An 11,560-nucleotide genomic window follows, 5' to 3' on the forward strand; every position below is an offset into this window, starting at 1 on the left:
TAAGGGCGGGGCATGAGCACAAGAACCGACTCAGCGGGCCAAGATCCCGTCATCGAAAGCCGCGACCAGCTGATCGCGGCCTTTGCCAAGGGCGAAAAACCCAAGGACCGCTGGCGCATCGGCACCGAGCATGAGAAATTCGTCTATAGCCGCAAGGATCATCACGCCCCATCCTACGAGGAAAAGGGCGGCATCCACACGCTGTTGATCGGCCTGACCCGTTATGGCTGGAAGCCGGTGTTCGAGGGCGAGAATATCATCGCTTTGTCGGGGGACGATGGCACGATCAGCCTGGAACCGGCCGGGCAACTCGAACTGTCGGGCGCGCCGCTCGACAATCTGCACCAGACCTGCGCCGAAACCGGGCGGCATCTGGAACAGGTGAAGCATGTCGGCGACATGCTGGGCTTGGGTTTCCTGGGTCTTGGCATGTGGCCCGACAAGACGCGCGCCGAATTGCCGATCATGCCCAAGGGCCGTTACGAGATCATGCTGCGGCACATGCCCCGCGTGGGGTCGATGGGCCTCGACATGATGTTGCGCACCTGCACCATCCAGACCAACCTGGATTATGGCAGCGAGGCCGACATGGCCAAGAAGTTCCGCGTCTCGCTGGCGCTGCAGCCGCTTGGCACGGCTTTATTCGCCAATTCGCCCTTTACCGAGGGCAAGCCCAATGGCTTCCTGTCCTATCGCAGCCATATCTGGTCGGACACCGACCCCAAGCGCACGGGCATGCTACCCTTCGTGTTCGAGGATGGCTTTGGTTACGAACGCTATGCCGACTATGCGCTCGACGTGCCGATGTATTTCGTCTTTCGCGACGGCAAATATATCGATGCGTCGGGCCTCAGCTTCCGCGATTTCCTCGACGGCAAATTGTCCGTCCTGCCCGGTGAAAAGCCGACCGAGAAGGATTGGGAGGACCATCTCTCCACCGCCTTCCCCGAAGTGCGGCTGAAGAGCTTTCTGGAAATGCGCGGCTCCGATGGCGGTCCGTGGGGCCGCATCTGTGCGCTGCCCGCCTTGTGGGTCGGCCTGCTCTATGACCAGGGCGCGCTCGATGCGGCGTGGGATCTGGTCAAGGATTGGAGTATGGAGGATCGACAGATTTTGCGCGATTCCGTGCCCAAGCTCGGCCTGGACGCGCCGATCGGTGGCGGTCGCACGCTGCGCGATATTGCCAAGCCAGCGCTGGATATTGCGCGGTCGGGGCTTGCCGCACGGGGTCGGCTGAATGCCGCGGGCGACAATGAGACGGGCTATCTGTCCGATCTGGAAGAGGTCGTGTCTTCCGGCACGACGCATGCTGAACGGCTGCTCGATCGCTATCATGGCGAATGGGGCGGCGATGTCAGTAAAGTCTATGCCGAGGAAAGCTTCTAGGCCGCAGGCTGCTCCGCCGTCGGTGCCACTGCAGTCGCTTCCCGCTTGCGCCCGGTGACCCAGGCGAAGAAGCGGGGCACCGTGGCGTTGCGTTCCATCCAGTCGCTATAGGCGCGATAGTCGGGGTCGGCGGACAGATGCTGCTCCTCCGTCCGGGCGCGCCAATAATAGACGGCGTTGGTGAGGCCCAACATCGCGCAATTGCGCACGATGTCGGTGATCGATCCGCTAACGCTGAGGAAAGGTAGCGCTGAAAACCACCAGAAGAGGTTTTTCGACAGATAGGCCGGGTGCCGGGTCCAGCGATAAGGACCATGGGTCAGTATGCCGCGATGGGTAAGGTTGGAAAAGCGCAGGCCGAACGCCATCGTCGCCCAGGCATAGATGGCGGTCAGCAGCACCAGCCACCCGCCCAGCAGCCATTGCAGCGTCGTCGATCCTTGCGTCCAATAATCCCATTCCGCGCCGCCCGCATGATAATCGAGCGGCCCGCCGCCGCCCATCAGGACGAAAGGCGGGTAGCAGATCAGGGCAGCCAGCCAGCCAGCAAGATAGGGATTGGCGGTGCGGATATGCGAATCGAGCGGCTTGAAGGTCAGGATATAACCGACCGTCGCCAGACAGACGTCGATCATGAACATGACCGCGATCAGGAACCCAGCGAGCGCGATCGGATTGGCCAGCGCATCGGCGATCCGCCATTCGACCACGCTTGAAAAATTACCCGGTACGATCGACACCATGAAGGCCAGGAAGAAGCCCTTGACCGCCCAAGCGCGAGCGTTATGCGCGACCTGTACCATGTCGGGCGCGCCCGCCGCGCCGCCGATCACCCATTGGCCAAAGCTGTAGGAGGCATCCTTTGGATCGACCATCCGCCGGTCGATCCAGATCACATAGGGGATGGAAAGTGCCAGCAGCCATGGCGCGGCGCTGGTGAACAGGTCCATCGAGAAACGGTAATTGCCGCTCCAATACCAGCGCGCGACGCAATAGAAGATGGCGATGGCGAGCCAGATCGCCCATAGCCCGGCGATCTTGACGATGCTGATGTCCAGCACGCTGCGGACCGGACGGGCGGGCGCGTGCCAGTCTATGCCGGTCGAAGCATTGCGATGCACTTTGTCGATCAGCAGCGACCACAGCACCATCGGCACGCCGCAGGCCACGACGGCGACCAGTCCGGCATGGGGACCGTTCATGCCATAATGGCGCGCGACCAGGGTCCAGAGGCCAAGGCCCACCAAACCAGCGATGCCGACGCCATGGCTGACGGCGGATTTGGGGCAGGGGTCGTCAGAGTCGCGCATGGCGGCAAGCCCTAGCAAAATTTGGTAAGCAAGCGGTGAAGGCTTTGGTGGCTGGACCGTTGCAGACAAACTGCTTAACCTGCAGCAAGGTCGTGAACCCATTTTATCTCAATGCGTTATGCCCTCATCAACCGATAATGATGGAGGCAGGAGATGACGATCGCGGTGCGGTTTCCCGATGGCAGCATCCAGAATGTGCCTGCCCAATTGCGGGAAATCAGCGATTCACCCGGCTCCACAACCTCTCCGCGTTTCGAGCGCGTCCCGCTCAATTGCGATTCCAACTGGACCTTTCATCGACATGGCCAAAATTGGTACGCGATGCCGCGGTCCGGCAGCCTGTCCGCGCTACGCCCGGCCGTAGCGGAATGGTGGCGGTCGGTGGCCCATATGGAGGATGACGCCGGAAAAGCCGTTGGTCCGGCCAAGACAGCGCGTGGCCAACGGCAGCGCCAGCGATCCGGCTGGGGCAACGCCGCTTGAGGCACTACCCACCCAATACGTTGATCGTGAACGCCAATATGCCAAGGTTGAACAGGAATGCGGCGAGGCTCTGAAACAGCGCCGTGCGGCGCATGATGCTGCTCGTAACAGATACGTCGGATGTCTGGAACGTCATGCCGAGCGTGAAGGCGAAATAGAGGAAGTCCCAATAGCCCGGCTCGTGCGTATCCGGGAAGTCGAGGCCACCGCTATCCTCTCCCTGCGGTCCGGCGCGATAGAAGATATGCGCATAATGCATGGCGTAGACGAGGTTGGAAAACAGCCAAGCCACCAGCAGCGTTACTAGCAACAGCACAACTGTTGCCGCCTTATGCCCGCCCTGCTCCCCAACGGCCACGCCGACAGCGACCAGGACGACCAAGCTGACGATGGCGGTTATCAGCAGCATCAGTTCGCGATTGGCATCATTCGCCGCCGCCTTGCGCCGCATCGCGGCGGCATCGGCCCGGATGAGCGACGTTACCGACAGCATGAAGGCGATTGCGGCCATATCGAATCCCGCCATCACCGCCTGATGCCAAGGCAGAACCAAAGCCAAAGGCGCGATCGTCGCCAGAAACGCCAGGAACATGCCATAGCGCCAGGGAAAGATCGGCGATCCTGATCGAATGCGGTTCATGCCGGATACCAACGCGCAATCAGCGGGTCGCGCAAGACCTGATCACAGCACCGCGGCGATCAGCCCCCGTGCGCGCGCTTCATTGGCTTCAAGATACCAGTTTTCTGGCGCTTTTTCGAGCAGCTCTTCCATGGTGATATCCGATCCCAAGATCAGATTGTGAAAGCCTTCATTCTGAATCGCGATCGACGACTGGATTTCGTTGAGCGTTCCCTTGAGCGTAGCGATGCAGGTGGACAGTGGCCCCGCGAGCTGGATCGTCTTGGTGATCAGCCGCTCGTGGATCATGAGGCGCGTACCCCGCGTGACATAGCGGTTTTCGGTTGCGAAGAAGCTCATGAAGGTCGCGCCCGCCGAATAAACCGCCGTGCGGCCGAGAAACACCAGACGCCGTTCAGGGTAAAGATCGGAATGGAAACGTATATCCTCACCCATCAGACGCGCGATTTCGGGGTCGCCGCCCAAGGTGGAGATTTCGACCACCACCAGACCCTGCTGCGGCGCGGTGGACAGGCAATTCTTGAAATGAAGATACATGCCATGGTCAACCACGCCCGAAAGCATGATCGCGGGATATTCGAAATCCTTGGGGCCGAGCATCGGCGCGGTCATCTGCATCATAATCGCCTTGATATGGAATGGGTTTGGGCAGCATTACGCATGGCGCGCGGAAAAGCTGCCTCATGCGCCTATTCTTTTGACTGGCGCGCGGCGCGACAGGCTGTAAAGAACAGATCATGACCAAAAGGCAGCGGGCATGATCGCGAAACTCAAGGGGTTGCTGGACAGCACGGGCATCGACCATGCCATCATCGATGTGGGCGGCGTCGGCTATCTGGTCGGCGCATCGTCGCGCACGCTGGCGGCTTTGGGTCCGGTGGGGGAAGCGGTGACGATCCACACAGAAATGCTGGTGGCGGCGGATTCGATCCGCCTGGTCGGATTCGCCCGCGCGGAGGAGCGCGACTGGTATCGGCTGCTGACCCATGTGCAGGGCGTCGGATCGCGCGTGGCGCTGGCGATATTGTCGGCGCTCGAACCGCTGGAACTGCACCGGGCCGTCGCCATGGGGGACAAGGCGATGATCGCCCGCGCCAATGGCGTTGGTCCCAAGCTCGCCCAGCGCATCGTCAATGAATTGAAGGACAAGATCGGCGCTGCCCCGGTCGGCAGTCCGATCGGCGCGGGCGGCGTAGCCGTGCTGCCGACCGGCAGCTTCGCCGCCGACGCCTTGTCCGCGCTGCAGAATCTGGGCTTCAAACCCTATGAAGCCAGCACCGCCGTCGCATCCGCCGAGGCGGAACTGGGTGACGACGCCAGCCTGGACGCGCTGGTGCGGCTGGCGCTGCGGAAGGCGGCGAAGTGATGGGTGCATTGGATTGCATGGATAAAAGGCTTATGACGTGACCATGGCCGACCTCAACATCTCCATGCCGCCCGCCCTTGAACAATGGGTCGACGCCCGTCTGGCGCAGGGGCGCTATGTCGATGCCGCCGATTATCTGCGCGACTTGGTTCGCCGCGATCAAGAGGCGTCCGAATATGATCGACAATGGGTTCGCGCCCGCCTTGAAGAGGGCTTCGTGTCAGGCATTGTCGATGCAGAACCGGAAGATGTCCTGAAAGAGATTATGGCGCGCTTGCCGGATGCCTAAGATCAGGCTGACGGTCGCCGCCCGACAGGATCTGATCGCCATTCAGGATCATGGTCTTGAATATTTCGGCCTGGAGGCTGTTCGGGTGCACATGCAGGGTTTCGAGCGCATCTTCGCCTTGTTGCGCACCCATCCGGCGGCGGGCGAGGCGAGACCCGATTATGGCGACGGCATAAGAGCTTTTTCGCATCGACCCCATCGAGTGTTATATCATGTCGGCGAGCAAACCATTTTGATCCTGCGTATACTGCATTCCGCGATGGACGCACCGTCGGCCTTGGGACGTCGTCCATGACCGACGACCGCCTCCTAACCTCTGCCCGTCGCGTCGAGGATGTCGACGCGGCGCTGCGTCCCAAGTCGCTCGACGAATTTATCGGGCAGGAAGCGGCGCGCGGGAATTTGCGCGTGTTTATCGAGGCGGCGAAGGCGCGTGGCGAGGCGCTGGATCATGTGCTGTTTTTCGGCCCGCCCGGCCTTGGCAAGACGACGCTCGCGCAGATCGTCGCCAAGGAAATGGGCGTGGGCTTTCGCGCCACGTCCGGGCCGGTCATCGCCAAGTCAGGCGATCTGGCGGCTTTGCTCACCAATCTGGATGAGGGCGACGTGCTGTTCGTCGATGAAATCCATCGGCTCAATCCGGCGGTCGAGGAAGTACTCTACCCGGCGATGGAGGACCGCGCGCTCGACCTGATGATCGGCGAGGGGCCGTCGGCGCGATCGGTGCGCATCGACCTGCCGCCCTTTACGCTGGTGGGGGCCACGACGCGGCAGGGCTTGCTAACGACGCCGCTGCGCGACCGGTTCGGCATTCCGGTGCGGCTGCAATTCTACACGGTGGACGAACTGGAGCTGGTGGTGCGGCGCGCGGCGCGGTTGCTCGACCTTGCCATTACGCCCGATGGGGCGATGGAGATTGCGCGGCGATCGCGGGGGACGCCGCGCATTGCCGGGCGGTTGCTGCGCCGGGTGCGCGATTTCGCCAATGTCGCGGGCGTTGCGGCCGTGGACGCTAAGGTTGCCGATGCTTCACTGCGGCGGCTGGAGGTCGATGAACTGGGCCTCGACCTGATGGACCGGCGCTATCTGATGATGATCGCGGATATTTATCGCGGTGGGCCGGTGGGGGTCGAAACGCTGGCGGCAGGCCTGTCCGAAGCGCGCGATACGATCGAGGAAGTGATCGAGCCTTACCTCATCCAGCTTGGCCTCATCGCCCGCACGGCGCGCGGCCGATGCCTCAACGGCCCGGGGTGGAAGCACTTGGGCCTCAATCCGCCGCAGGATGTGCAGAACGGGCTTTTCGATGGATGAAACCTCATAAAGTCGATGGCCGTTACGGCAAGGCGGAGCTATAGCCTGACGATGAGCAGGCGCGCAGCAGACGCGCCGGAACCGTAGGAGCAGCGCCTTGAGGGCCATCGAAAAATTCCCCAATCTGGTCACCATGTTCTTCGCCCGCGCAGGCGAAAAGGGCGACGCGCCCTTCCTGTGGCGCAAGACGGACGGCGCCTGGCAGTCGCTAAGCTGGAACGCGGTGGCGCAGCAGGTGGCAGCCCTGTCCGCCGCGCTCAAGGCGCAGGGGCTGAAGCCGGGCGATCCGGTGATGTTGGTTAGCGAAAACCGCCCGGAATTTTGCATCGCGGACCTCGCCATCATGGCGGCGGGATGCATCACCGTGCCGACCTACACCACCAATACGACGCGCGATCATCAACATATATTGACCGATAGCGGCGCGCGCGCGGTCATCGTCTCGACCGCAAAGCTGGCGCAGGTGCTGATGCCCGCCGTCGTCCGATCGCAGGCCGATTTCATCATCGGGATGGAGCCGTTGCGCGGAACGCAGGGGCAGATCGCCTGCCATATGTGGGATGAGCTGATCGCGGCCCACCCGGTCGATGTCGCCACCTGTGCCGCCGCCCAGACCGCGACGCGCCAGGACCAGGCCTGCATCATCTATACCAGCGGCACCGGCGGCGCGCCGCGCGGCGTGATGCAGCATCATGGCGCGATACTGCTCAATGCCGAGGGGGCAGGCGCGGTCGTAGCGGAGGATTTCGGTTGGGGGGAGGAGGTCTTCCTGTCCTTCCTGCCGCTGTCCCATGCCTATGAACATAGTGGCGGGCAATTTCTGCCGATGCTGCTGGGCGGGCAGATCTATTATTCGGAAGGGCTGGAAAAGCTCGCCAGCAATATCGAGGAAACGCGGCCGACCATCATGGTGGTCGTGCCCCGCCTGTTCGAAGTGCTGCGCGCGCGGATCATGAAGTCGATCGAAAAGCAGGGCAAATTTCCCAATTATCTGATGGCCCAGGCGTTGCGCATTGCGGCGAAAGAGCAGCATGGACGCAAGTCCCTGCTCGACCGGCCGATGAAGGCGCTGCTCGCGCGGACCCTGATCCCCAAGATCCGCGCCCGTTTCGGCGGCCGGTTGAAGGCGCTGGTGTCGGGCGGTGCGCCGCTCAATCCCGATGTCGGCCTGTTCTTCGACGCGATGGGCCTAACGTTGCTTCAGGGCTATGGCCAGACTGAGGCAGGGCCGGTGGTGAGCTGCAATCGCCCGCGCGCGGGCATTGCCATGGACACGGTTGGCCCGCCGCTTGATGGCGTGGAAGTGCGGATCGCCGAGGATGGCGAAATTCTGGTCCGGGGCGAATTGGTCATGCACGGCTATTGGCGCAATCCGGCGGAAACGGAAAAGGTGTTGAAGGATGGTTGGCTCCACACCGGCGACATCGGCGAATTCGATGCCAAGGGGCGCATCCGCATCACCGACCGCAAGAAAGACCTGATCGTCAACGACAAGGGCGACAATGTCGCGCCCCAGAAGGTCGAGGGGATGCTGACGCTGCAGGCCGAGATCGGGCAGGCGATGGTCCATGGCGACCGGCGGCCCTATCTGGTCGGGCTGATCGTGCCGGATGCCGAATGGACGCTGGAATGGGCGCAGGCCAAGGGTTTGGCGCTGGCGGAGGCGCGCGCCGATACGGCCTATATGGCGGCGCTACGTGCGGCGGTGGACCGGGTGAATAGCGACCTGTCGGTGACCGAGCGGGTTCGTCGCTTCATCCTGGCCGACGAACCGTTCACGATCGAGAATGAGGAAATGACCCCGTCAATCAAGATCCGCCGCCATGTGATCCGCAAACGCTATGCCGACCGGTTGGACGCGCTTTACAAGGGCTGAGCGGGTTCGCCTGAAGGCTGGTTCGGCCGGTCGGCATCGGCGACGCCGAATGTCGCCCATTCCGCAGCACCGGCAGGCGATTCGGGTAGCATCTTGGCCGTTTCGACCGTCATCCGGGTTTCGCTGTGCCGCCGATGGATATAGGCTTTGGCGATCATATTGGCCGAAATCGGCGCGGTGATGAACAGGAAGAGCGTGATCAGCAGTTCATGCGCCGACCAGCTGAGGCCATGGGTCGGGAAATAGAGCATCGACGCCATCAGGCAGCCGCCAACGCCCAGCGTGGTCGCCTTGGTCGGGCCGTGCAGACGGGTCATCAGCGATGGCAGGCGCGCCAGTCCCCAACTGCCGATCAGCGCGAAGGCACCCCCGAGCAGGATGAGGAAGGCGATGAAGATGTCGATCAAGGCGGTCATTCCGGCTGGTCCATCCTATTCCACAATGTCGCCGCGCAGCAGGAATTTGGTATAGGCGACCGTGCCGACGAAGCCGACCATCGCCAGCAACAGCGCCGCTTCGAAATATGTGCCGCTTTCTTCCAATATGCCGAACAGGATGATGAGCGCGATGGCATTGATGACCATCGTATCGAGCGCCAGGATGCGATCCGGCGCGGTTGGCCCCCGCAGCAGGCGATAGAGGTTGAGCAGCATCGCCAGCGCCACGCAGCCCATCGCGATCGACAGAGCGGTCTCTATCATCGGAAAATCTCCAGCAGGCGGCGTTCATAGCGCGCCTTGATGCGCGTGATTTCCCCTGCCGGATCGCCGGTATCCAACGCATGGACCAGCAGATGGCGGCCGTCGGTCGAAATATCGGTGGAGACGGTGCCAGGCGTCAGGCTGATCGTGCCCGCGAGCAGGGTGATGGCCTCGGCCGAGCGCAATTCGAGCGGTATGCTAAGCCAGCAGGAGCGGAAATCGCGGTTGCGCCGGAACAGGATCAGCCGCGCAACCTCAAAATTCGCAACGACGATGTCCCATAGCACCAGAAAAGCATAGCCGAGCAAAGGCAGGCCGAGGCGCATTTGCGGCCGGTCCGGCCAGAAGGGCGCAGTGAAGAGCGGCACGACGATTGCGAAGAAGAGGCCGAGCAGGAAACCGCCCATGCTGAGGCTGTTGAGCACCAGCATCCACATGGTGACCAGCAGGAGCGTGAGGCCGGGATGGGGCAGCAGGCGTTTCATCGGACGGCTCCCGGTGCATCTGGCCCCAGCACGGCGCCGACATAAGCGGGCACGTCGAACAGTTGGCGGCTGGTGGCGTCAGCATAGGCGGTCGCCGGGCCAGCGGCCACGGTCAGCACGCCCAGCATGACCAGCAGGAAAAAGGCCGGCAGCGCTTCGATCGCGCGAAAGGCGGTGCGGTTCTTGGACGTGGGTGGGCCGCTGCCTTGTTTCCAGAACACGGTGGTTCCGGCCCGTGCCATGCCGACCACCGCCAGCAGGCTGGTCCCCAGCACGAGCGCCCAGATGCCGATGACATAGGGCGATGTCAGCGATGCCTGAAGGATGAGCAATTTGCCGATGAAACCCGACAGCGGCGGCAGGCCTGCCAGGGCGACGGCTGCCGCCAGGAACAGCAAGGCCAGCCTGCCCTGCCCGGCGAAAGCCGAGGTCGGCACGATCGAGTCACCCTCGGCCGGACGCCAGCGGATGATGAGATCGATCGTCAAGAACAGCAACGCCGCGGCCAGAGTGGTATGGGGCAGATAGAAAAGTGCGGCAGCCATGGCGCGCTGATCGAACTGGGCAACGGCGACGAGCAAGGTGGCGGTCGAGCCAATCAGGCCGAACGCCGCCATATCGCGCAAGCCGCGCGCGGCGAGCAAGCCGACAAATCCGAGCAACATCGCGATCAGTGCTGCGGGCAGCAGCAACTGCCCGACCCAGTCGCCGAAGATCAGCGGTGCGGTGCGGATGATGGCATAGGCCCCGACCTTGGTCATGATCGCGAACAGCGCGGCGACGGCGGGGGCTGTCGATCCATAGGTGCGCGGGAGCCAGAGGTGTAGCGGCGCAAGCGCCGCCTTGAGCGCGAACACCGTGACCAGCAGCAACCCGCCCGCGCGCAACAGCCCCATATCCCCCGGCGGTAGGGCAGCAGCGCGCACGGCCATATCGGCCATGTTGAGCGTACCGGTGATCCCGTAGAGCAGGCCGAGGGCAATCAGGAACAGGGTGGAACCGATAAGGTTGACGATCACATATTGCACGCCCGCCGTCAGCCGCTGCGCGCCCTGTCCGTGCAGCATCAGGCCATAGGAGGCGATCAGCAGCACTTCGAAGAAGACGAAGAGGTTGAACAGATCGCCGGTCAGGAATGCGCCATTGATGCCGAGCAGCTGGAACTGGAAGAGCGGGTGAAAGTGCCAGCCCTTGCGATCGAGGCCGGTCAAGGTCGCGTGAGCCGCCACCGCCAAGCCGAGGACGGCGGTCAGCAGCAGCATCAGTGCCGCCAGCCGATCCAGCACCAGCACGATGCCGAAGGGGGCGGGCCAGTTACCCAGCGCATAGGCGGTCGGTCCGCCTGCGATGGCCTGCCCCATAAGGATCATTGCCAGCAGAACGAGTCCAGCCGCCGACCCGACCGAGATGGCCGCACCGATCCAGCGCCGCCGACGGCGGAACAGCAAAGTCGCGGTTCCGGCAAAGGCAGGGAGCAGCAAGGGCGCAGCGATCAGCGCGTCGATCATGGCGCCGCCTCCCGATCGGGCTGGGGCGGATCGGCCTCGACAATGCCGTCGACCTGATCCGTGCCGGTTTCCAGGAAGCTGCGCAGCGACAGCACGACGGCGAGCGCGGTCATGGCGAAGGAAATGACGATGGCGGTCAGCACCAGAGCTTGCGGCAGGGGGTCGGCATAGTCGGTCACGCCCTTTTCATAGAGCGGCGGGC

At 62.9% G+C, this 11,560-nt stretch carries 15 protein-coding genes; 7 read left to right on the forward strand and 8 right to left on the reverse strand.

The window, feature by feature from the left end; translation table 11 throughout:
- The first annotated feature begins 12 nt into the window (after nt 1–12).
- Nucleotides 13–1,386 carry a glutamate--cysteine ligase gene (locus IL54_RS08805; protein WP_037474880.1) on the forward strand — a complete coding sequence of 458 codons (1,374 nt, stop codon included), beginning with the start codon at nt 13–15 and terminating at the stop codon, nt 1,384–1,386.
- Here IL54_RS08805 and IL54_RS08810 read toward each other — a convergent pair.
- Entirely contained in the window at nt 1,383–2,696 is a 1,314-nt protein-coding gene (locus tag IL54_RS08810; RefSeq protein WP_037474881.1) for a methyltransferase family protein, read from the reverse strand. The two genes, IL54_RS08805 and IL54_RS08810, sit on opposite strands and share 4 nt — an antisense overlap.
- A gap of 153 nt (nt 2,697–2,849) precedes the next feature.
- Between IL54_RS08810 and IL54_RS08815 the strand changes: the two genes are divergently transcribed.
- Entirely contained in the window at nt 2,850–3,179 is a 330-nt protein-coding gene (locus tag IL54_RS08815; protein ID WP_052027613.1) for a hypothetical protein, read from the forward strand.
- 4 nt (nt 3,180–3,183) lie between these two features.
- On the opposite strand, the gene IL54_RS08820 is transcribed toward IL54_RS08815, so the two are convergent.
- Complete coding sequence (locus tag IL54_RS08820) at nt 3,184–3,819, reverse strand: DUF1345 domain-containing protein (protein WP_037474883.1); 636 nt, start codon at nt 3,817–3,819, stop codon at nt 3,184–3,186.
- A gap of 42 nt (nt 3,820–3,861) precedes the next feature.
- On the reverse strand, nt 3,862–4,437 hold the full coding sequence (locus tag IL54_RS08825; protein WP_037478187.1) for a hypothetical protein: 576 nt from the start codon (nt 4,435–4,437) through the stop codon (nt 3,862–3,864).
- A gap of 139 nt (nt 4,438–4,576) precedes the next feature.
- Here IL54_RS08825 and ruvA point away from each other — a divergent pair, with 139 nt between their 5' ends.
- The 5 genes from ruvA to IL54_RS08850 all read left to right on the forward strand — a co-directional run bounded on the left by ruvA (nt 4,577) and on the right by IL54_RS08850 (nt 8,664).
- Entirely contained in the window at nt 4,577–5,185 is a 609-nt protein-coding gene (ruvA, locus tag IL54_RS08830) for a Holliday junction branch migration protein RuvA (RefSeq protein WP_037474886.1), read from the forward strand.
- 37 nt (nt 5,186–5,222) lie between these two features.
- Complete coding sequence (locus IL54_RS08835; protein WP_156106181.1) at nt 5,223–5,474, forward strand: ribbon-helix-helix domain-containing protein; 252 nt, start codon at nt 5,223–5,225, stop codon at nt 5,472–5,474.
- The gene (locus tag IL54_RS08840) at nt 5,467–5,769 is read left to right on the forward strand and encodes a type II toxin-antitoxin system RelE/ParE family toxin (RefSeq protein WP_037474890.1); all 303 of its coding nucleotides are present in this window, start codon (nt 5,467–5,469) and stop codon (nt 5,767–5,769) included. The genes IL54_RS08835 and IL54_RS08840 overlap by 8 nt, the downstream gene beginning before the upstream one ends.
- Nucleotides 5,766–6,788, forward strand: a complete 1,023-nt coding sequence (ruvB, locus tag IL54_RS08845; RefSeq protein WP_037474893.1) for a Holliday junction branch migration DNA helicase RuvB — start codon at nt 5,766–5,768, stop codon at nt 6,786–6,788. The genes IL54_RS08840 and ruvB overlap by 4 nt, the downstream gene beginning before the upstream one ends.
- Nucleotides 6,789–6,921: 133 nt before the next feature.
- Nucleotides 6,922–8,664, forward strand: coding sequence for an AMP-dependent synthetase/ligase (locus tag IL54_RS08850; protein WP_052027614.1), 1,743 nt, complete (start codon nt 6,922–6,924; stop codon nt 8,662–8,664).
- Here IL54_RS08850 and IL54_RS08855 read toward each other — a convergent pair.
- The 5 genes from IL54_RS08855 to IL54_RS08875 form a co-directional block, all read right to left on the reverse strand.
- Nucleotides 8,652–9,080, reverse strand: coding sequence for a Na+/H+ antiporter subunit G (locus IL54_RS08855; protein ID WP_037474900.1), 429 nt, complete (start codon nt 9,078–9,080; stop codon nt 8,652–8,654). The two genes, IL54_RS08850 and IL54_RS08855, sit on opposite strands and share 13 nt — an antisense overlap.
- 15 nt (nt 9,081–9,095) lie before the next feature.
- Nucleotides 9,096–9,365: a K+/H+ antiporter subunit F gene (locus IL54_RS08860; RefSeq protein WP_037474906.1), complete on the reverse strand. Its 270-nt coding sequence runs from the start codon at nt 9,363–9,365 to the stop codon at nt 9,096–9,098.
- Complete coding sequence (locus tag IL54_RS08865; RefSeq protein ID WP_037474909.1) at nt 9,362–9,850, reverse strand: Na+/H+ antiporter subunit E; 489 nt, start codon at nt 9,848–9,850, stop codon at nt 9,362–9,364. Before IL54_RS08865 ends, IL54_RS08860 begins: the two co-directional genes overlap by 4 nt.
- Entirely contained in the window at nt 9,847–11,358 is a 1,512-nt protein-coding gene (locus IL54_RS08870; protein WP_037474911.1) for a monovalent cation/H+ antiporter subunit D, read from the reverse strand. Before IL54_RS08870 ends, IL54_RS08865 begins: the two co-directional genes overlap by 4 nt.
- The coding region (locus IL54_RS08875) for an NADH-quinone oxidoreductase subunit K (protein ID WP_037478190.1) at nt 11,355–11,560 on the reverse strand (206 nt) is incomplete at its 5' end. The genes IL54_RS08870 and IL54_RS08875, both read right to left, overlap by 4 nt.

Origin of the sequence: Sphingobium sp. ba1, from assembly GCF_000743655.1 — a bacterium.
Lineage (GTDB): Bacteria > Pseudomonadota > Alphaproteobacteria > Sphingomonadales > Sphingomonadaceae > Sphingobium.

What these genes read in the sequence shown, in the direction of transcription:
- IL54_RS08860 (WP_037474906.1), bottom strand. Translation starts at nt 9,365, where the DNA reads ATGATAGAGACCGCTCTGTCGATCGCGATGGGCTGCGTGGCGCTGGCG.
- IL54_RS08805 (WP_037474880.1), top strand. Translation starts at nt 13, where the DNA reads ATGAGCACAAGAACCGACTCAGCGGGCCAAGATCCCGTCATCGAAAGC.
- IL54_RS08855 (WP_037474900.1), bottom strand. Translation starts at nt 9,080, where the DNA reads ATGACCGCCTTGATCGACATCTTCATCGCCTTCCTCATCCTGCTCGGG.
- IL54_RS08815 (WP_052027613.1), top strand. Translation starts at nt 2,850, where the DNA reads ATGACGATCGCGGTGCGGTTTCCCGATGGCAGCATCCAGAATGTGCCT.
- IL54_RS08825 (WP_037478187.1), bottom strand. Translation starts at nt 4,437, where the DNA reads ATGCAGATGACCGCGCCGATGCTCGGCCCCAAGGATTTCGAATATCCC.
- IL54_RS08850 (WP_052027614.1), top strand. Translation starts at nt 6,922, where the DNA reads ATGTTCTTCGCCCGCGCAGGCGAAAAGGGCGACGCGCCCTTCCTGTGG.
- ruvB (WP_037474893.1), top strand. Translation starts at nt 5,766, where the DNA reads ATGACCGACGACCGCCTCCTAACCTCTGCCCGTCGCGTCGAGGATGTC.
- IL54_RS08820 (WP_037474883.1), bottom strand. Translation starts at nt 3,819, where the DNA reads ATGAACCGCATTCGATCAGGATCGCCGATCTTTCCCTGGCGCTATGGC.
- IL54_RS08865 (WP_037474909.1), bottom strand. Translation starts at nt 9,850, where the DNA reads ATGAAACGCCTGCTGCCCCATCCCGGCCTCACGCTCCTGCTGGTCACC.
- IL54_RS08870 (WP_037474911.1), bottom strand. Translation starts at nt 11,358, where the DNA reads ATGATCGACGCGCTGATCGCTGCGCCCTTGCTGCTCCCTGCCTTTGCC.
- IL54_RS08840 (WP_037474890.1), top strand. Translation starts at nt 5,467, where the DNA reads ATGCCTAAGATCAGGCTGACGGTCGCCGCCCGACAGGATCTGATCGCC.
- ruvA (WP_037474886.1), top strand. Translation starts at nt 4,577, where the DNA reads ATGATCGCGAAACTCAAGGGGTTGCTGGACAGCACGGGCATCGACCAT.
- IL54_RS08810 (WP_037474881.1), bottom strand. Translation starts at nt 2,696, where the DNA reads ATGCGCGACTCTGACGACCCCTGCCCCAAATCCGCCGTCAGCCATGGC.